19 protein-coding genes are annotated in these 18,465 nt (G+C 66.5%); 6 read left to right on the forward strand and 13 right to left on the reverse strand.

From position 1 onward, the window contains the following. Nucleotides 1–46: 46 nt before the first annotated feature. Nucleotides 47–895: a class I SAM-dependent methyltransferase gene (locus tag ACLJPD_RS30475; RefSeq protein ID WP_410876711.1), complete on the forward strand. Its 849-nt coding sequence runs from the start codon at nt 47–49 to the stop codon at nt 893–895. Here ACLJPD_RS30475 and ACLJPD_RS30480 read toward each other — a convergent pair. The 4 genes from ACLJPD_RS30480 to ACLJPD_RS30495 form a co-directional block, all read right to left on the reverse strand. Further along, nucleotides 892–1,446 (reverse strand): hypothetical protein, encoded by a 555-nt coding sequence (locus ACLJPD_RS30480; RefSeq protein ID WP_410876713.1) that lies wholly within the window; start codon nt 1,444–1,446, stop codon nt 892–894. The genes ACLJPD_RS30475 and ACLJPD_RS30480 overlap by 4 nt on opposite strands. Before the next feature lie 162 nt (nt 1,447–1,608). Further along, the gene (locus ACLJPD_RS30485) at nt 1,609–1,782 is read right to left on the reverse strand and encodes a toxin-antitoxin system HicB family antitoxin (RefSeq protein ID WP_410876715.1); all 174 of its coding nucleotides are present in this window, start codon (nt 1,780–1,782) and stop codon (nt 1,609–1,611) included. A gap of 8 nt (nt 1,783–1,790) precedes the next feature. Continuing rightward, nucleotides 1,791–2,678: an SPFH domain-containing protein gene (locus ACLJPD_RS30490; RefSeq protein WP_410876716.1), complete on the reverse strand. Its 888-nt coding sequence runs from the start codon at nt 2,676–2,678 to the stop codon at nt 1,791–1,793. Between the two features lie 66 nt (nt 2,679–2,744). Further along, nucleotides 2,745–4,088, reverse strand: coding sequence for an FAD-binding oxidoreductase (locus ACLJPD_RS30495; RefSeq protein ID WP_410876718.1), 1,344 nt, complete (start codon nt 4,086–4,088; stop codon nt 2,745–2,747). A 71-nt stretch (nt 4,089–4,159) separates the two neighbouring features. Here ACLJPD_RS30495 and ACLJPD_RS30500 point away from each other — a divergent pair, with 71 nt between their 5' ends. Beyond that, nucleotides 4,160–5,095 carry a LysR family transcriptional regulator gene (locus ACLJPD_RS30500; protein WP_410876720.1) on the forward strand — a complete coding sequence of 312 codons (936 nt, stop codon included), beginning with the start codon at nt 4,160–4,162 and terminating at the stop codon, nt 5,093–5,095. 110 nt (nt 5,096–5,205) lie between these two features. Continuing rightward, nucleotides 5,206–6,753 carry an acyl-CoA carboxylase subunit beta gene (locus ACLJPD_RS30505; protein ID WP_410876894.1) on the forward strand — a complete coding sequence of 516 codons (1,548 nt, stop codon included), beginning with the start codon at nt 5,206–5,208 and terminating at the stop codon, nt 6,751–6,753. Between the two features lie 58 nt (nt 6,754–6,811). Here the strand turns inward: ACLJPD_RS30505 and ACLJPD_RS30510 are convergent, their stop codons facing one another. Together ACLJPD_RS30510 and ACLJPD_RS30515 are read right to left on the reverse strand one after the other, a co-directional pair. Next, on the reverse strand, nt 6,812–7,264 hold the full coding sequence (locus ACLJPD_RS30510) for an ABA4-like family protein (protein ID WP_410876721.1): 453 nt from the start codon (nt 7,262–7,264) through the stop codon (nt 6,812–6,814). After that, nucleotides 7,261–8,208 (reverse strand): hypothetical protein, encoded by a 948-nt coding sequence (locus tag ACLJPD_RS30515; RefSeq protein ID WP_410876723.1) that lies wholly within the window; start codon nt 8,206–8,208, stop codon nt 7,261–7,263. Before ACLJPD_RS30515 ends, ACLJPD_RS30510 begins: the two co-directional genes overlap by 4 nt. Nucleotides 8,209–8,311: 103 nt before the next feature. Between ACLJPD_RS30515 and ACLJPD_RS30520 the strand changes: the two genes are divergently transcribed. After that, nucleotides 8,312–8,953, forward strand: a complete 642-nt coding sequence (locus ACLJPD_RS30520) for a MerR family transcriptional regulator (RefSeq protein WP_410876725.1) — start codon at nt 8,312–8,314, stop codon at nt 8,951–8,953. Between the two features lie 42 nt (nt 8,954–8,995). Here ACLJPD_RS30520 and ACLJPD_RS30525 read toward each other — a convergent pair whose 3' ends face one another. The 4 genes from ACLJPD_RS30525 to ACLJPD_RS30540 form a co-directional block, all read right to left on the reverse strand. Then, nucleotides 8,996–9,748 carry an amino acid ABC transporter ATP-binding protein gene (locus tag ACLJPD_RS30525; RefSeq protein ID WP_410876896.1) on the reverse strand — a complete coding sequence of 251 codons (753 nt, stop codon included), beginning with the start codon at nt 9,746–9,748 and terminating at the stop codon, nt 8,996–8,998. 26 nt (nt 9,749–9,774) lie between these two features. Next, nucleotides 9,775–10,713 (reverse strand): ABC transporter permease subunit, encoded by a 939-nt coding sequence (locus ACLJPD_RS30530; RefSeq protein WP_410876726.1) that lies wholly within the window; start codon nt 10,711–10,713, stop codon nt 9,775–9,777. Nucleotide 10,714: 1 nt separating this feature from the next. Then, complete coding sequence (locus tag ACLJPD_RS30535) at nt 10,715–11,554, reverse strand: ABC transporter substrate-binding protein (RefSeq protein ID WP_410876898.1); 840 nt, start codon at nt 11,552–11,554, stop codon at nt 10,715–10,717. A gap of 192 nt (nt 11,555–11,746) precedes the next feature. Next, nucleotides 11,747–12,826 (reverse strand): isocitrate/isopropylmalate dehydrogenase family protein, encoded by a 1,080-nt coding sequence (locus tag ACLJPD_RS30540; protein WP_410876728.1) that lies wholly within the window; start codon nt 12,824–12,826, stop codon nt 11,747–11,749. Nucleotides 12,827–13,023: 197 nt separating this feature from the next. Here ACLJPD_RS30540 and trxA point away from each other — a divergent pair, with 197 nt between their 5' ends. Then, complete coding sequence (gene trxA, locus ACLJPD_RS30545) at nt 13,024–13,401, forward strand: thioredoxin (RefSeq protein ID WP_410876729.1); 378 nt, start codon at nt 13,024–13,026, stop codon at nt 13,399–13,401. Between the two features lie 92 nt (nt 13,402–13,493). Here trxA and ACLJPD_RS30550 read toward each other — a convergent pair whose 3' ends face one another. Then, nucleotides 13,494–13,913: a 2-keto-3-deoxygluconate kinase gene (locus ACLJPD_RS30550; protein ID WP_410876731.1), complete on the reverse strand. Its 420-nt coding sequence runs from the start codon at nt 13,911–13,913 to the stop codon at nt 13,494–13,496. A 345-nt stretch (nt 13,914–14,258) separates the two neighbouring features. Next, nucleotides 14,259–15,023: an acyl-[acyl-carrier-protein] thioesterase gene (locus ACLJPD_RS30555; protein WP_410876733.1), complete on the reverse strand. Its 765-nt coding sequence runs from the start codon at nt 15,021–15,023 to the stop codon at nt 14,259–14,261. A 226-nt stretch (nt 15,024–15,249) separates the two neighbouring features. On the opposite strand from ACLJPD_RS30555, the gene ACLJPD_RS30560 reads away from it, so the two are divergent. Next, nucleotides 15,250–15,588 (forward strand): LGFP repeat-containing protein, encoded by a 339-nt coding sequence (locus ACLJPD_RS30560; protein ID WP_101463459.1) that lies wholly within the window; start codon nt 15,250–15,252, stop codon nt 15,586–15,588. Between the two features lie 76 nt (nt 15,589–15,664). Here the strand turns inward: ACLJPD_RS30560 and polA are convergent, their stop codons facing one another. Further along, entirely contained in the window at nt 15,665–18,394 is a 2,730-nt protein-coding gene (gene polA / locus ACLJPD_RS30565; protein WP_410876734.1) for a DNA polymerase I, read from the reverse strand. Nucleotides 18,395–18,465: the final 71 nt, after the last annotated feature.

An 18,465-nucleotide genomic window follows, 5' to 3' on the forward strand; every position in this document is an offset into this window, starting at 1 on the left:
GAGCCGGGCAAACCACCCCCCGCACCACGCCGATACCCTGTTGGCCGTGTCCGACGACGAACGCCATGCGCAGGCCAACGCGCTACTGGGGACCTCAGCGACCACCCGAACCAAGATCGACTCGCGCGACAGTGAGCGCGCGAATCGCCGCTGGTGGGACGCCGACGCCGAGCAGTACCACCAGACCCACGCCGACTTCCTCGGGGTGGACTCCCCCGGCGGCGAGTTCGTGTGGTGCCCGGAGGGCCTGCACGAGGGCGACATGGGCTTGCTCGGTGACGTGACCGGCAAGACGATCTTGGAGATCGGCTGCGGTTCGGCGCCGTGCTCGCGGTGGCTGGCGGGTCACGGCGCGTTCCCGGTCGGGCTCGATGTGTCGATGGGGATGCTGGAGCGCGGCGTGGCCGCGATGGATCAGGGCGGACCGCGGGTGCCTCTCGTCCAAGCGGGAGCCGAGGCATTGCCCTTCACCGACGCGTCGTTCGACCTTGCCTGCTCCGCGTTCGGCGGAGTGCCGTTCGTCGCCGATTCAGCGCTGGTGATGCGCGAGGTGGCGCGGGTGTTGCGGCCGGGCGGGCGCTGGGTGTTCTCGGTGAACCATCCGATGCGCTGGATCTTTCCCGACGATCCGGGCCAGGCGGGTCTGACCGCCACGATCCCCTACTTCGACCGCACTCCTTATGTAGAGGTCGACGGTGACGGTGTGCCGACCTACGTGGAGCACCATCGCACGATCGGTGATCGGGTCCGCGAGATCGTCGGCGCCGGCTTGCACCTGGTCGACATCGTCGAACCGGACTGGCCCGAGTGGCTCGATCGCGAATGGGGTCAGTGGTCGCCGCTGCGCGGGCAGATCTTCCCCGGTACCGCCATCTTCATCGCCGAGAAGCCCTAGAACTTCGGCAGCATCGCGAAGGACGGGTCGACGCGCACGCTCGGCACCGTGTCGGCGACCCAGCGGCGTGCCCTGGTCAGCGCGTGGTCGGGGAACTCGACATCGAAACGAACGTCGTCGGACAGCAGGTAGGGCAACCGTCCGCGCAGACCGGGCGCGTACGGGTGGGGCGGACACATCTCGTTACGCCGGACCTGCCTGCCGATCGCCGTCTCGCGTGCGCCGGGCACACCGGTCTCGGGGCAGATGATCTGGAACACCGCCGAGCATCGGTCCTTGGGCACCACGATCGACGCCGCGAAAACGAGTTCACCGCGCGGACCCGGTAGCTGCGTCTTTTCCACCCGCAGCAAGGCGGGCAACTGGTCGACCCACACCACGAACGCCTCGATCAGGCAACCGGTCCTGGCGTGGTGCTCGGCCAACCGCCTGCGCAACCGTGTCAAGTCGTCCAGTCGTGCGGGCAGGTCGGGCGTGCCGTTGACATAGTTCAGCGCGACGACGTCACGAGTGGCCGGATTCCCCCAGGTCGTGTCGTCCAACTGTTGCATTCCAGGAATGTCGAACGAGATGGGCACCGGATCAAACTACCGGCGCCGTCGACTTCGGTTGTCCCCCTGGGGCGCCCAGCGCGTCGATCAAGGACGAAACGCGCTCTTCGACCAAGTCGACGAGCCGGGCTCCGTGACCGATCACAACCGCACGCCCCCGGTCTACCGGTCTCGCTTGGGTTTTCGGCCCGCTTGGTCGAGGGCCAGGCGCAGGGCGTACTCGATTTGGGAGTTGATGCTGCGCAGGTCGTCGGCCGCCCACTTGGCTATTGCCTCGTGGACGGCCGGGTCGAGCCGCAGCAGGATCTTTTTGGGGTCCCTCTTCGGCTGGGTCATCGGGCGGCTCAGGAGTAGAGCGATCCGGCGTTGACTACCGGCTGGATGGCGCGGTCGCCACAGAGGACGACCAGCAGGTTGGAGACCATGTTGGCCTTGCGCTCCTCGTCGAGTTCGACGGTGCCCTGTTCGGCGAGGCGGTCGAGGGCCAGGGCGACCATGCCGACGGCGCCTTCGACGATCTGGACCCGAGCGGCCACGACCTGGGCGGCCTGCTGGCGCACGAGCATGGCCTGGGCGATCTCGGGGGCGTAGGCGAGGTGGGTGATACGGGCCTCGATGACCTCGATGCCCGCGGTAAGGGTGCGTTCGCGCAGCTCGACGGTGAGTTCCTCGGCGACCTCGGCGCCGTCGCGCAGGCTGGTGCGGGCGTCGTCGTGGGCGTCGTAGGGATGGGTGGTGGCGAGGTGGCGCACGGCCGCCTCGGACTGGGTTTCGACGTACTCCTCGTAGTCGTCGACAGCGAAGGCGGCCTTGAAGCTGTCCACCACCTTGTAGACGACGACCGCCGCGATCTCGACGGGGTTGCCGTCCGCGTCGTTGACCTTGAGCTTCTGGGTTTCGAAGTTGCGCACCCGCAGCGAAATGGATTTGCGATCGGTGAGCGGGACCACCGAGAAGAACCCGGGGTCACTGACCGAGCCGATGTAGCGGCCGAAGAAGGTGATGACCTTGGCCTCGTTGGGGTTGACGATGATCAGCCCGGTGGCGAGCAACGAGACGACCAGCATCGCGACGATCGCTCCGCCCGCGCCGGTCCAAGCCAGTGGGCCACCCTCGTGCTGGGTGGCGGAGATGAACGCGAGGACGGCGGCGGCCCCGAACAACAGGGTGAACACCGACCACCCCAACAAGACGACGAATCCGTTGACGCGGAATGCAGACCGCAGCTTCATGACATCCTCCCGATATCTGACTGATATCACTAAGATAGTAGATATCGGGAGGCCGAGCAAGTGGCGTCAGTCAGCCGGGGCGATATTGCGGTTGGCCCGAAACATGTTCCGCGGGTCGTACTTCGCCTTCGCGGCCGCCAGCCAGCGGTAGGTGTCCGGTGCGTACCCGGCCGCGGTCTGGGCCGCGTCCGCCGCACCGCCCGCACCGTAGAGGAACGCGAGGCTGTGTCCGATCGTCCACGGCGCCAATGCTTCTCGAACCGCCGCCAGGCTGTCGGGTGCGGCGTCACCGTCGCCGGGGTCGGTGATCACCCGCACGATGTACTCGGCATCGCGATGATCGATCGACGCCGGACCACCGTGGCGGAGCGCGGCGCCGAGATGGCGGATGTCGATCACCGCGTCCACCCGGCCGCCCGGTGCGGTCAAGGCGCGCAGCGCCGACAGACCCTGCGGTGTCAGCTCCGCGAGCAGTGCGTTGGTCGCGGCGTAGGCGTGCGGGAACGGCGGATCACTGTGGATGGTGTGCGATTCGGCGTAGGGCATCGTGCGCAGGTCATCGCGCAGCCGAGGGCCGATCTGCCGCAACGGCGCGGCCCACCGCTCGCCTTCCTCCTGCGGCCCGTCGAAGGCGATCCGAATCGAGGCGACGTGGCGACCCCGCAGGGATTCCGGCACGGCCGGGATATCGGGATAGGTCACCACCGCGATCGTGGAGGTCAGTTCGCTCGGCACGGTCGCGGTCCACGTACGCCAGGTCTCCAGCGCCGCGTCGACCAGGGGCGCATCGAAAACCAGCTGCCCGCCGTAGATTTCGGCGACGGGCACGAGATCGAGCTCGAGTTCGGTCACCACACCGAAGTTCCCGCCGGAACCCAGCACCGCGCCGAACAGTTCGTCACCCGGGGTGAGTGTGCGCCTTCGACCATCGGCCGTCACCAGTTCCAGCGAGCGCACATGATCTGCCGCGTAGCCGAATTCACGCGCCAACAGTCCCAGCCCACCCCCGAGCACATACCCGACCACCCCCACCGACGGCGACGACCCGTTCAGCGGCGCCAGCCCGTACCGAGCGGCAGCCTCGACCAACGCCCCCGCCCGCACCCCGGCTCCGATGCGTGCTGTGCGTGCCTGCGGATCGACCGTGATGGCGTCCATCCGGCCGGTCGTGACGAGCACCCCACCGTCGACAGCTACGGACAGACCGTGTCCGGTCGCCTGCACGGCCACCGGAAGGCCCTGCCGCGCGGCGAATTCCACCGCGGCCCGCACATCCTCGGCATGCCGGGCGCCGACCACGAGCGCGGGACGGTGGGTATAGGCGGTTTGGAAGCCGGCGACCTCGTCGGCGTAACCGGTGTCGTCAGGGGTGAGCACGGGGCCTGCGAACTGCGTTGCGATGTCGGTCATGTCTTCGACAGTGCCCCTGACCAGAGAATAAGTAAAAGACATACTCATTCTGATACGTATAATCAATAGTTATGGAACTGCGGCAGCTGCGCTACTTCGTGACAGTCGTCGACGAAGGCGGGTTCACCCGGGCCGCCGAACGCCTGCACCTGACACAACCCGGCCTCAGCACCCAGATCCGGCAACTCGAACGCGAGCTCGGCCAACCGCTGCTCGATCGAGGCGCCCGCACCGTGACCCCGACGGAGATCGGCGCCGCCGTCCTCGAACACGCGCGGGCCGCCTTGGCGGCGACCGACCGAATCGGCGAGACGGTGCAGGAGTTCACGGGGCTGCTGCGCGGGCAGGTCCGGTTGGGAATGATCTCCGGTGCGGCATCGGAGATGTTCGATGTCGCGGGGGTGCTCGCCGACTTCCATCACGATCATCCGCAGGTCGGGATCAGCCTCACCGAGGACACCGCCGAAAGAATGCTCGCCGCTATCGAAAACGACGAGCTCGACATCGCTCTCACCGGATTGACCGGGGCCCCAACGGGTTCCGGTGTCGGCCTGCACATCATCCTGCAGACCTCGCTCGCCGCCGCCGTTGCCCGCGACGCTCCGATCGATCCTGCCGAATCGGCGGGCGCCATCGCCTTGACCGCCCTCGCCGACCGCCGCCTCATCTGCCTCACCCGCGGCACCGGTCTGCGCGGTGTGTTCGAACGATCGTGCACCGCAGCGGGTTTCACACCTGATATCGCCTTCGAAGCCGCCGCTCCCCCGTTTCTGCTCGAACTCGCCGCCCGCGGCCTCGGCACCGCGATCGTCCCCGCCCTCACCCCCGCCGAAGCAGCAAACTTCGCTGTGCGCACCCTCGACATCGTCGCCCCGCGAATCCACGGCCGCCTCGCGCTCGCGTGGCGCACCGATCGCCCGCTCAGTCCAGCCGCGAAGGTGCTGCTCGGCCAGCTGCGCATCGCCTTCGGCACCCATGCCGCGAACTCCGACGGCGATCTCCGATGATTCGTCAGCTATCGCTGACGTCGTGCCGCTGACGTCGGCGCGAGGGTCGGCGCTACGCTCTAGCGAACCGATGAAGGAGAGCTCGACCAGGACGAGGAAGGGCGTGCGTGGTGGAGTCGACTACTGCTGCGAAACTGCAAGAGCTGCGGGACAATCTGACGGCGGCGCGGGAACCGGCGGGGGGTGCGGGAATCGCCAAACGGGCGGCGAAAGGAATTCCCAGCCCACGCGAGCGCATCGAAATACTTCTCGACCAGGGCAGTTTCACCGAGATCGGCGCGCTGGTGAAGCAGCCAGGGGCAGCCGACGGCCTCTACGGTGACGGCGTGGTCACCGGGCACGGCCGGATCGACGGGCGGCCGGTAGTGGTGATCGCCCACGACCAGACCGTGTTCGGCGGATCGGTGGGTGAGATGTTCGGACGCAAGGTCGCGATGGCGATGGATCTGGCGGCCGATATCGCCTGCCCGTTCGTGGCGATCAACGACTCCGGCGGCGCCAGGGTGCAGGACGCGGTCACCTCGCTGGCCTGGTACGCGGAGATGAGCAGGCGGCAGACGCGGCTGTCCGGGGTGGTGCCGCAGGTCTCGGTGATGCTGGGCAAATGCGCTGCGGGCGCGGTGTATTCGCCGATCAACACCGATGTGCTGATCGCGACCGAGTCGGCGTACATGTTCGTGACCGGTCCCGACATCATTCGCGAGACCACTGGTGAGGAAGTCACTCTCGACGAGCTCGGCGGTGCGTTCAACCAGGCGCACAACGGCAATATCCATCACGTTGCGGTGAACGAGAAGGCCGCATTCGAGTGGGCACGAACGTATTTGAGCTTCATGCCGTCGAACTGCTACGAGCGGGCGCCGCTGGTCAATCCCGGTCTTGAACCGGAGCTCACGGACTCCGATCGCGAACTCGATTCGCTCATACCGGATTCCGATCGGATGGGTTACGACATGTACGAGGTGCTGCTGCGGATCTTCGACGACGGGGAGTTCCACGAGGTCGGCGACGGCGCCGCCCGCAATCTGATCACCGGATTCGCGCGGGTCGACGGGCGCAGCGTCGGCATCGTCGCCAATCAGCCACTGGTCGCCAGCGGGGCGATCGACGCACGCGGGTCGGACAAGGCCGCGCATTTCATCCGCCTCTGCGACGCGTTCGACATTCCGCTGGTGTTCGTCGTCGACACACCGGGTGTGCTGCCCGGTGTCGAGGAGGAGAAGATCGGCGTCATCAAACGCGGCGGACGGTTCTTCTACGCGGTGGTCGAGGCCACCGTCCCGATCGTCACCGTCGTGGTCCGCAAGGCCTACGGCGGCGGTTACGCGGTGATGGGCTGCAAGCAGCTCGGCGGCGACATCAACCTCGCCTGGCCGACCGCCCGCATCGCCGTGATGGGCGCCGAAGCCGCGGTCGGTCTGACCCAGCGCAAACAGCTCGCCGCCGTCCCCGAAGCCGACCGGCCCGCCGTGCGCCAGCAGATGGTCGACTTCTACAACGCCGCCGTCGCCACGCCGTGGATCGCCGCCGAGCGCGGCTATATCGACGCGGTCATCGAACCGTCGGCCACCCGTCTGGAAATCCGCAAAGCGCTGCGCCTGCTCGGCGACAAACATGTCGAGCAGGCGCCACGCAAACACCGCCTCATGCCGTTGTAGCGGACCAGTCGAGGTGCAAAACCACCTGTGCCGGACTCCCCGGAGTCCGGCACAGGAGCTACGCGCTGACCACGCTCGCCTGCGGCACCGGCGAACTACCTCGTCGAGCGACCTCACGTACCAGCAGATAGATCGGAAAGACGATGGGCGACAACAGGATCGTGCCGACCAGCAGCGGGCCCATCAGCAGCGGGTGGATGTTGCGGTCGCGGCTGTCGAGGTAGATCCAGCGTCCGAGGAACAGATCCCACGCGAGGATCTGGGCCCACAGGGCGGTGAGTACAGCGGGGTCGGCAGTGGCGGCGGTGATCGCGTCCAGCGACGGCGATGTCACCAATGCCCACATCGCGCCGAGCACGGGGATCGCGACGATCGCCCAAACCACCAGGGGCGCCGACATGATCCACGGCGATGCGATGATCGTGCGGGTCCATCGCCAGGTCGGCGCGAAGATCATCAAGGCCCAGAACGGCACCGTGACGAAGAACGACAGGTCGAACAGCGTGCTCATGCGGTGGCTACCTTTCGATCGACGGTCGCACTCGCGACCGAGATCAATACTCCGACAACAACTCCGGTGACGATCGCGGCCGCGGCGGTGAGCGTGGTCTGATCGGGGTGGATCAACGGCTGCCCGCGCAGCGCCTGCCAGGTGACCAGTGCGAGCACCGCCGCGTAACCCACCGACGCGGTGATGATCAGACCGAGCCGGACGCGCACCGATCGCAACAAGGGGATCCGCGGCGCCAGGAACACCAGCAGCGCGGCGAGCAATGGCAACGCCTGCAGGGCGTGCATGCCGAAGAAGTGCGGGATGCGTAGGTCGCCGTCGGTGGTGCTCCACCCGGTCAGCGGCATGCCGGGCGTGCCGTCGGGGGCTCCCACGGTGTGCGCGCCCGCGATGCCCTCGACGCCGGATTCCCGTTGCGGCATCAGATTTCCCAGTGCCAGCCCGACCAGCGTGATCGCGATGCCGAGGCGGATAGCCCAGGTGATCGAGGCGTCGCCGAGGCGGGCGCGCATCAGTCCGATACCGATCACCAGGGTTGCCAGGAACAGGATGACGATGCTGGATCCCATGATCACCCACAGGGTGCCGTCCAAGGCGGTGGTCATGTTGTAGTGGCTGCGCGTGCCCCGGATCACCTGCCCGAAGATGATCACCTGTTCGATCGCCCCGGTCACCACGATCACGGTGGCCATCCGCGAGGCGAGCCGAGAAGGCGTGGGCCGCAGCGATATCAGCCAGGCCAGTGCCACGCTGTAGAACACGAACGAGATCGCGAACTTGGTCGGCTTGAACCAGGCGGTCGACCCGGTGATCACCCGGTCGTCGATCAGCATCCCGATCAGGCCGACCACCACGAGCGCGGCGTTGGCGGCGGCGAAATACATCAGCGGTCGATGCAGCGGGGCGTTGGAGCGTGGCAACGAGTGGGCGGTCAGGACAGACATCGAAATCTCCCAAAGATAGATAGTTATACTATCCGTTATGGATAGCTAGACTATCCACTATGGGTGGCGTAGGCAAGGGGTATCCACGAAAACGGAGGTAACAGTGCGGATCTCAGAGTTGAGCGAACGCAGCGGCATCGCGGTGGCGACCATCAAGTACTACCTGCGTGAGGGCCTGCTGCCCGCAGGCGAACGCACCAGCCCCAACCAGGCCAGTTACGGCGAAGACCACCTGCGCAGACTGCGCCTGATCCGCGCGTTGATCGAGGTGGGCGGGATCCCGGTCGCCACCGTCTCCGACGTGCTCGCCGCGATCGACTCCCCCGAGATGCCCCTGTTCCACGTGCTCGGGGTGACGCAGGACAGCCTGGCCACGCCCGTACCCGCCGCCCGCGACGCCGAATGGGACAGCGCATACGAGGCCGTGCGCACGGAGATGAGTCGGCGCGGCTGGGACATGAAACCCAGCCCACAGGCCATCGACACCCTCACCGGCGTGATCGTCCGACTCGCGCAGCTCGGCTACCGCGACTGGGCCACCACCACCCTGCCCGCCTATTTCGACAGCATGCGCGCAGTCGCGGAGACCGACGTGGCGGCCGCGTTGTCCGCGGGCGGCCGCGACGACATCATCGACGCGGTCGTCGTACTCACCGTGCTCGGCGACACCGCCCTGGCCGCCATCCGCCGCATCGCCCAGGCCCAGGTCTCCCTCGAACGCCTGAATAACCAGCAAACCCCCTGAGCAAGAACTCAGGGGGTCGACTGGTTGTCGGCGGTGGGCAGCTCAGAGCAGACGTGACAGGAAAGCCTGGGTCCGCTCGTGCTGTGGGTTGGCCAGTAGCTCACGCGGCGGGCCCGACTCCACGACCACACCGGCATCCATGAACACCAGTTCGTCGGCGACCTCGCGGGCGAAGCCCATCTCGTGGGTCACCACCAGCATGGTCATGCCCGAATCGGCCAGTTCCCGCATCACGGCGAGCACTTCACCGACCAGCTCGGGGTCAAGTGCCGAGGTCGGCTCGTCGAACAGCATCAGCTTCGGATCCATCGCCAGAGCTCGCGCGATGGCGACGCGCTGCTGCTGACCGCCCGACAGCTGCGCGGGGTAGGCGTTGCGTTTGGCCGAGAGCCCGACTCGCTCGAGGAGGTCCTCGGCCCGCTCGATAGCCTCGGACTTGCGGATTCCGCGCACCTGGATCGGCGCCTCGATCACGTTCTCCAGCGCCGTGCGGTGCGGGAACAGGTTGAAATGCTGGAACACCATGCCGATATCGCGACGCTGGACCGCCGCATCGCGCTCGTGCATCTCGTAGAGCTTGCCGTTCTTCTCCCGGTAGCCGACGAGATCGCCGTCGACGTAGAGCCTGCCCGCGTTCACCTGCTCGAGGTGATTGATGCAGCGCAGGAACGTCGACTTGCCCGAGCCCGACGGCCCGACCAGGGTGAGCACCTTGCCACGCTGCACCTCGAGCGAGATGCCCTTGAGCACCTGCAGCGCGCCGAAGTTCTTGCACACCCGGTCCGCCAGCACCATCGGCGGGACTGCCACAACTGGTTCGGTCATTTCGCCTTCACCGCCGCCTGCGCCGTGGCCAGTTCCTGCAGCTGCTTGGCCGTCAGCTGCCGGGTGGCACCGCGCGAGTAATAGCGTTCCAAGTAGTACTGGCCGACCATGAGGATGCTGGTGATCGCCAGGTACCAGGTGGCACAGACGAGCAGCAGCGGAATCGGCTGGAAGTTCACGCCGTAGATGTCACGGGCGCGGCCGAACAGGTCGGTACTCAGCGGAATCGCGGTGACCAGTGAGGTCGTCTTGAGCATGCCGATCAGCTCGTTGCCGGTGGGCGGGATGATCACCCGCATGGCCTGCGGCAGCACCGTGCGACGCATGGTCTGCGTCCACGACATGCCGAGCGCCACCGAGGCTTCGCGCTGACCCTCACCGACGGAGTTGATGCCGGCGCGCACGATCTCGGCCATGTACGCGGCCTCGTTGAGACCGAGGCCGATCACCGCGAACAGGAACGCAGCCTGCAGGTTCTGCACGTCGAAGTGGAAGAACTGCGGGCCGAACGGCACACCGAGATCGATCTGCTTGTACAGCGACGGGACCAGACCCCAGAACACCAACTGCACGAACACCGGAGTGCCACGGAAGATCCACAGGTAGATCCACGCGGCCGTGCGCAGCACCGGGTTCGGCGACAGGCGCATCACCGCCAGCACCGTGCCGAGACCCACCGCGATCGCCATCGCGAGCACGGTGAGTTCCAGGGTGACGATCGCGCCCTGGGTGATGCGGCTGTCGAACAGGTACTTGCCGTAGGTATCCCACCGGTAGGCGGAATTCGTTGCGGCACCGTAGACGAACAATCCCACCAGGATCAGGATGATTGCCGCCGCGATCCAGCGGCCCGGCCTGCGCAGCGGGACGGCTTTGATCGGTTCGGGTTCGGTGCCCGGTCCGGGCACCTCCACCGTGTCTTTCGCGTCGGTCACGTCAGCTCACTGCACCGTTGATCACCGAGGTCTTGATCTGACCGTCCTGCACACCCCAGTTGGTGGTGATCTCGCCGTACTTGCCGTTGTCGATCAGGTGCTGCAGCGCCTTCTGCAGCGATGCCGCCAGCGGGGACGCCTTCTGCACGGCCCAGCCGTAGGGCGCGGAATCGAACAGCGGGCCCGCGGACTCGATCTTGCCTTCGCTCTGCTTGATCGCGTACGCGGTGACCGGGGAATCCGCCGACATCGCGTCGACCTGGCCGAGCACCAGCGCATTGGTCGCGGCGCTCTGCTCGTCGAAGGCCTTCATATCGATGGCGGGCTTACCCTCGGCGACGCATTTGGCGCTCTTGGCGGGAATCTCGTCGGTGTGCTCGACCGTAGTGGACTGTACGGCGACCTTCTTGCCGCACGCATTGTTCGGGTCGATCGCTTTACCGGTTTGCTGGGCCCACTGGATACCCGCGGAGAAATAGGTCGTGAAATCGACCTGCTGTTCACGTTCGCGCGAATCGGTGATCGAGGACATACCCACGTCGTAGGTACCTGCCTGAATGGCGGGAATGATCTTCTCGAACGAGGACTCGACGTAGTCGACCTTCAGTCCGAGGGTGCTCGCGACGGCGTCGAGCAGGTCGACATCGAAGCCGACGATCTTGCCGCTGGCGTCCTTGTACTCGTTCGGCTGGTACGGCACGTTCACGCCGACGACGATCTTGCCTGCCTGCTTGACCTTGTCCGGAAGGGTCGCGGCGATCGCGTCGACCTTCTCCACGGACACCTTGTTCACCGTGGCGCCGTCGCCCTCGGTGTTATCGGCGCAGCCGGTCAACAACATGGCACCGCCGGCGGCGGTACACAGCAACCGCACGGCACCACGGCCGAGGACAGTTCGAACAGACAAAGGAGCCTCCACATTTCACGTCGACGCCGGCCACGTGTCAGCGCCTGTTTGGCAATGTATGCGAACCGGACACAGCGTGGTGCGACAGTAACCGAAGATTAATCAGCGAATGTGAAAGGGGTACCTTCACCTCCGGTGCACGCGGGCTCGCACCTGCTCGGTGAATTCGCTGGTGGAAGCCAGACCACCGAGATCCGCGGTCGCGATTCCGGCCGCCAATGTGGCCGCGACGGCACGGGTGATGCGGTCGGCGGCGTCGTGTAGCAAACGGTTGTCGTCGCGAACCGCCAACCAGCGCAACAACATTGCCGCCGACAATTGCAGCGCCACGGGATTGGCCCGATTGTGTCCGGTCAGACCCGGCGCCGCGCCGTGCACGGCCTGGGCCATCGCGCGCGTGTCGGAGCAGTTGAGCGAGGCGGCCATGCCGAGTGAGCCGCTGAGCTCACCGGCCAGATCGGAGAGGATGTCGCCGAACAGGTTCTCGGTGACGATCACGTCGAACTCCGCGGGTGAGCGGACCAGGTGGGCGGCCATCGCGTCGACGTGTGCGTCGTCGACGGTCACCTCCGGGTACTGCTCGGCCACCTCGTAGCAGACATCACGGAACAGACCGGTCGTCATCGGGAGCACATTCGCCTTGTGCACCACGGTGACCCGCTTGCGCCGACCCTGCGCGAGTCGCAACGCCTGGTGCGCGATGCGTTCGCAGGCCTTGCGCGTGATCACCGCGACCGCCATCGCCACATCCTCGGTGGGGCGGAACTCCCCCGACCCGGCGAACATATTGCGGTCGGCGTAGAAGCCCTCGCTGTTCTCCCGCACGATCACCAGATCGATATCGGGCGCCATCGCACGCACCCCGGCGAACGCGGCGGCGGGGCGGATGTTCGCGTAGAGCCCGAGGCGTTTACGGATGATGCCGCCCGGCGCCACCCGCATGTCCGACGGATAGGAGGCATTGTCGTGGGGACCCAGGATCCAGGCATCGAGATCCTCGAGGACTTGCAGAGTTTGTTCCGGCAGCGGATTACCGTAGGCGGCGATCGCGTCGTGCCCGATCAGCAGCGGCACCCACGCCACCGGGGCGAGCCCGGCCGCGCCGATCGCTTCGTCGACGACCGCTCTGGTCGCGGACACCACCTCGGGGCCGATTCCGTCGCCGTCGATCACTCCGAGTCGCAGGTTCGCCTTCGTCGCATTCACCCCGCCATCTTCGCGCGCCCCCGTCCGACGACGGGCACGCGGTTCGTCCTGACACGCGGCCGGTACCGAATTTCTGGCCGTTGTAGTGGGGATTCACGGCCCGCGCGGCCAGTAGAACCCGGAGCGTCGAACGATCAGGGGAAGATAGTGGGACGCCGCGGCGTTACAGCCGAGGACACCGACAAGGAGAGGACGTCATGGCCACCCAGACGCTGACCCAGCAGAACTTCGACGAAGTCATCACCGGAAACGACGTGGTCCTCGTCGATTTCTGGGCTTCCTGGTGCGGTCCGTGCCGCAGTTTCGCGCCGACCTACGAGACCTCGTCGGAGAAGCACACCGACGTCGTCTACGGCAAGGTCGACACCGAGGCCGAGCAGGGGCTCGCCGCTGCCGCCAATATCCAGTCGATCCCGACCATCATGGCCTTCCGCGAGGGCGTTCTCGTCTTCGCCCAGCCGGGGGCGCTGCCGCCCGCCGCGCTCGAGGACCTGGTGACCCAGATCAAGGACCTGGACATGGACGAGGTGCGCAAGCAGATCGCCGACCAGCAGGAGTCCACTCCCGCCGAGTAGTCCGGCGCCGAGCACCTTTCGAGCAACGCCGCAACGCCAAGGGCCCGTTCACCTTTCGAGTGAACGGGCCCTCGTGCGTGTTCGTGTGCGTGTCAGCCGGCGAGCAGGTTGACGCCGGCGATCATGGCGCGCACGGTCGATTCCGCGCTGTCGGCGGCTGTCGCCACCGCCCAGCCACGCCTACCGTTGAACTCGCACTGCATGAAAGTGGCGGTGCCGTCGGTGGTCGGGCGCTGATGGAAGTGCAGGATTTCGAGGGGGTAGCCCTCGTCGTAGAGCGCGGAGGTCATCGCCGCGACCGGGCTGCCGGTGGCGATGACGGTGCGGAGATGGCCCGCAAATTCCAAGGTTGCGGTGAAATCCGTTCCGGAACAAGACCATTCGCGCAGGGCGAGGGATCCGTCGGCGCGGGTGTACCGGTCGAGGAAAGCGGTGGGGTCGAGGTCGGTGAGCTCGGCGCGCAGGCCCTTGGGGGCAGCGGCGAACAGGGCATGGTCCAGTGTCAGCGTCATTGCAGTGAGGTCTTCCCGAAGATGTCTTCGTTGGCAGGGTGGGACCAGCAGAACGATGAGATACAGCCCGCAGCGTAGGGGCTGGTCCGAATCAGACCCCGCTACGGCGGATTACTACAAGAAGAATTCGCCGTGAAGCTTCCTGCGCGGTCTGCGCAGCAGCGACCGCGAGGTCGCGGTCAGCGACTAGCAGCGCGGCACAGCGGGCGGGATTCGGCACGCAGTCGAGAATAGGGTGGTCATCGCGAAATCGCAACCTGGTTCACCGCACGGTGTGTCTACTCGTGAGTACCATCTCCGCAGCTCAGAATCGGTAACGCCGGGTGCGGGCACGACGATCGGGGATCAGTCCCGCGGTAGCGCAACGACGGAGGCGAGAGCGCGCGCCGAACCGTCGACGTCGACCTGCACGCGCAGGCTGTCGGGTCGCGAGCTCGTTCGCAACACCACCTTGTCGCGCATCATCACCGGTCCGACGTGTTCGACGATCGCTCGGTACGGCAGTTGGTGGCGGTCCGGGTGCGCGGCGAGCGCCTCCTCGACGGCCTCCCAGTACACCGCGTTGTTGACGTGACCGAGCCGGTCGACGTCGGTGACCCGCAGCGGGAACGGCACCGCCTCCACGTGCGGGTCGTCGAGTTCGGCGAGGGCGGCCTTCCAGCGCAGGCGGTGTTCGGTGGTGCTGGCCAGCATCGGCGCCATGAACGCGTCGCTCATCCGGGCCGGGCGGCCCGCGACCGGGTCGATATGGATCAGGAAGGCGGCGGCCTCGATGTGGCCACCCTTCTCCCCACGCAGCTGAATTCGCATGTCGCACCACCGATTCGAGAGTGCGTCGGCCCACCGGCGTAACTGCACCCGGTCACCGAACATGATCGGCTCGTACACATCGATCACCGTCCGCCGCACGATCCATGCCTGATGGGTATCGCCGTCCTCGACCGCAGCGAGATGATCGAACCCGATGTCCTGCAGATACCGCGCCACCGCGTCGAGCCGCAACCGGTCGTCCCCGTCGGTATCCCCCAGCCGCACCGGCCACGACATCGCGAAGGCCTGTTCGATATCGGGGCAGGCGGGCAACGGGGTCGCGATGACGTCAGCAGTCATACGCCGATGCTGCCACAGTTCGACGCGCCCGGGCCGATCCGACCGAACATGGCTGCCGGATAGCTGGTAGCACGCTGATTTCCGCCGTCGGCCGCGAGCAAATCTTCAGCTAATACATTGTGACCATATCGTGAATCCCCCGCGAGTCGCCGCCGCGAACGACTGATCGCACGGTAGCGTCGCGGCCGCTAGGCCAATTGTTTCTGCGTGAAAGGATATGTTCGACATGGCATTTGAAGTCACTGGGGCTATCGGCGATCACTACAACGAAGCCGGTGGTGCGTCCAGCCCGCTGGGTGAGCCGACCTCGGCAGAGCAGGACGCCCCCAACGGTGGCAAGTTCCAGGAATTCACCGGCGGCGTCATCTACTTCAAGCTCCCGACCGGAGCCAAGACCGTCTACGGCGCCATCCGTCAGGCATGGGAAGCCGAAGGCGGCGCGGGCGGCCGGTTCGGCTACCCGACCTCCGACGAGCAGGACATCGAAGGCGGCAAGATCAGCCACTTCGAGAACGGTTCGATCAGCTACTCCATCGCTGACGACGCCGTGACGGTCAACGCGTAACTCGCGTTCCCCGCACACGCCCACGATGGGCACCGACCCCGGCGGGGTCGGTGCCCATCGTGCTGTGTGGGCCGAATCAGTGCGCGGCCGCGTCCCAGCTGCGGCCGGTGCCGACGGAGACGGTGAGCGGGACCGAGAGTTCGATCGCGGCTGACATCTGTTCGCGCGCAAGCGCTTCCAGTGCCTCGCGTTCGCCGTCGGCGACCTCGAAGACCAGCTCGTCGTGAATCTGTAGCAACATCCGCGATGTCAGGCCCGCTTCGCGAATCGCGTTCTGCACGTTGATCATCGCGACCTTGATGATGTCGGCGGCGGTGCCCTGGATGGGGGCGTTCAGCGCCATCCGTTCGGCGGATTCGCGGCGCTGACGATTACTGGAATCCAGGTCGGGCAGGTAGCGGCGGCGCCCGAACAGGGTTTGCGTGTAGCCGACCTTGCGAGCCTGGTCGACGACATCGGACAGGTAGTCGCGGATGCCACCGAAGCGGTCGAAGTACACATCCATCTGCTCTTTGGCCTCGGCGGTACTGATCTTCAGCTGGGCACTCAGACCGTAGGAACTCAGACCGTAGGCCAACCCGTAGGACATGGCCTTGATCCGGCGGCGCAGTTCCGGGCTCACCTCCGCGATCGGGATGTCGAAGGCCTTCGACGCGACGAAGGTGTGCAGGTCCTCGCCGGAATTGAACGCTTCGATCAGGCCCGCGTCGCCGGACAGATGCGCCATGATCCGCATCTCGATCTGGCTGTAGTCGGCGGTCATGAGTTCGGCGAAGCCGGGCCCGACCACGAACGTGTCGCGGATCTGGCGGCCGGTGTCGGTGCGGATCGGGATGTTCTGCAGGTTCGGCTCGGTCGAGGAGAGGCGACCGGTGGCGGCGATGGTCTGGTTGAACGTGGTGTGCACGCGGCCGTCGTCGGAGACCGACTTGAGCAAGCCGTCGACGGTCACCTTGAGCCGGGTCGCGTCGCGGTGGGCCAGCAGATGCTCGAGGAACGCGTGGCCGGTCTTCTCGAACAGCGATTCCAGCGCGTCGGCGTCGGTGGTGTAACCGGTCTTGGTGCGCTTGGTCTTTGGCATGTCGAGCTCGTCGAACAACACCACCTGCAGCTGCTTGGGCGAGCCGAGGTTGATCTGTTTACCGATCACCTCGTAGGCGGCGTTCGCGGCCTCGGTGACCCGGTCGGCGAACTGTTGCTGGAGGTTTTCGAGCTGGACGACATCGACCGCGATGCCCGCTTCCTCGAGTTGGCCGAGCACACCGAGCAGCGGCAGCTCCATCTCGGTGAGCAGCGGGGTGGATTCGATGGCCTCGAGTTCGGTATCAAGGGCGACGGCCAGATCGGCGACCGCGCGGGCACGCAACATTTCCTCGCGGGCGATGTCGGCGGCGAGCGTGTCCTCGTCGTCGAGGAGGGAGAGCTGGCCGGTGTCGCCGACCTCGACCCGCAGTTCGCGCTTGAGGTAGCGCAGGGACAGATCGTCGAGGTTGAAGCTGCGCTGACCGGGGCGGACCAGGTAGGCCGACAGGGCGGTGTCGGTGGCGAGACCGCCCAGGGTGAAACCACGGCCGCGCAGTGCGTGGCCTGCGGACTTGGCCTCGTGCAGGGCCTTGAGGACCTCGGGGTCGGCCAGCCAGGCGGCCAGCGCCGTCTCGTCCTCGGGGGTGAGCACGGTCAGGTCGATGTAGCCGCCCTCGCCGTCGGCGGCGGCGATCGCCAGCGCACGCGCGTCACCGTGCACCGGCGTGCCGGTCCCGACGATCGAGAGACCGTGGCGCTCACCGGCTTTCGCGTGCTCGGCCAGCCAGTCGGCGACGGCACCCTGATCGAGGGCACCACCGCTGATCTCGAAACCCGATTCGGCTTCGGGTTCGGGCGAACCGAGGGTGTCGAACAGCCGGTCGCGCAGCACCCGGAACTCGAGGTCGTCGAAGAGCTGGTGGATCTTGTCGCGGTCCCACGGCGCCTTGATCAGTTGATCGGGGGTGTAGGGCAGCGGCACCTCGCGCACCATCTCGGTGAGCTGGCGATTGAGCACGACACTGGACAGGTTCGCGCGCAGCGAGTCGCCGACCTTGCCCTTCACCTGATCGACACGGTCGACCAGGGTGGCGAGATCGCCGTATTCGCGGATCCACTTGGCGGCGGTCTTCTCCCCCACGCCGGGAATGCCGGGCAGGTTGTCGCTCGGGTCGCCGCGCAGGGCCGCGTAGTCGGGGTACTGCGCGGGGGTGAGGCCGTATTTGGTCTCCACCTCGGCCGGGGTGAAGCGGGTGAGGTCCGAGACACCCTTCTTCGGGTAGAGCACGGTGACGTCGTCGTTGACCAGCTGGATCGCGTCACGGTCGCCGGTGACGATGAAGACCCGGTAGCCCTGGGCGACGGCCTGGGTGGTGAGGGTGGCGATCACATCGTCGGCCTCGTAGCCGTCGATGGCCATCACCGGAATGCCCATCGCGCCGAGCACATCTTTGGTGAGTTCGACCTGCCCACGGAATTCGTCGGGGGTGGCGCTGCGGTTGGCCTTGTACTCCGGGTAGGCCTCGGTGCGGAAAGTCTTGCGCGACACGTCGAACGCCGCGGCCACATGACTGGGCTTCTCGTCGCGCAACAGATTGATCAGCATCGAGGTGAACCCGTACACCGCGTTGGTGGTCTGACCCGTGACGGTCTTGAAGTTCTCCGCCGGTAGCGCGAAGAACGCGCGATAGGCGATCGAATGCCCGTCCAGCAGCAGCAGCGTAGGCCGCTCGCCGTCGGGAGCAGTGGTCGTTGTCGATGCCTCAGTCGTCGGTGAACTCACCCGACAGAGTCTAGGCACTCCCACCGACAGAAACGGTGGCGGCTGGCGCCGAAAACCCGAACGGCCCCCCG

Source organism: Nocardia sp. A7 (genome assembly GCF_046549215.1).
GTDB lineage: Bacteria > Actinomycetota > Actinomycetes > Mycobacteriales > Mycobacteriaceae > Nocardia.

Coding starts and splice junctions, on each gene's coding strand:
- ACLJPD_RS30535 (WP_410876898.1), bottom strand. CDS start 11,554: ATGTTGTTGACCGGCTGCGCCGATAACACCGAGGGCGACGGCGCCACG.
- trxA (WP_410876729.1), top strand. CDS start 13,024: ATGGCCACCCAGACGCTGACCCAGCAGAACTTCGACGAAGTCATCACC.
- ACLJPD_RS30500 (WP_410876720.1), top strand. CDS start 4,160: ATGGAACTGCGGCAGCTGCGCTACTTCGTGACAGTCGTCGACGAAGGC.
- ACLJPD_RS30550 (WP_410876731.1), bottom strand. CDS start 13,913: ATGACGCTGACACTGGACCATGCCCTGTTCGCCGCTGCCCCCAAGGGC.
- ACLJPD_RS30495 (WP_410876718.1), bottom strand. CDS start 4,088: ATGACCGACATCGCAACGCAGTTCGCAGGCCCCGTGCTCACCCCTGAC.
- ACLJPD_RS30485 (WP_410876715.1), bottom strand. CDS start 1,782: ATGACCCAGCCGAAGAGGGACCCCAAAAAGATCCTGCTGCGGCTCGAC.
- ACLJPD_RS30480 (WP_410876713.1), bottom strand. CDS start 1,446: ATGCAACAGTTGGACGACACGACCTGGGGGAATCCGGCCACTCGTGAC.
- ACLJPD_RS30525 (WP_410876896.1), bottom strand. CDS start 9,748: ATGGTGCTGGCGGACCGGGTGTGCAAGAACTTCGGCGCGCTGCAGGTG.
- ACLJPD_RS30555 (WP_410876733.1), bottom strand. CDS start 15,023: ATGACTGCTGACGTCATCGCGACCCCGTTGCCCGCCTGCCCCGATATC.
- ACLJPD_RS30515 (WP_410876723.1), bottom strand. CDS start 8,208: ATGTCTGTCCTGACCGCCCACTCGTTGCCACGCTCCAACGCCCCGCTG.
- ACLJPD_RS30510 (WP_410876721.1), bottom strand. CDS start 7,264: ATGAGCACGCTGTTCGACCTGTCGTTCTTCGTCACGGTGCCGTTCTGG.
- ACLJPD_RS30490 (WP_410876716.1), bottom strand. CDS start 2,678: ATGAAGCTGCGGTCTGCATTCCGCGTCAACGGATTCGTCGTCTTGTTG.
- ACLJPD_RS30560 (WP_101463459.1), top strand. CDS start 15,250: ATGGCATTTGAAGTCACTGGGGCTATCGGCGATCACTACAACGAAGCC.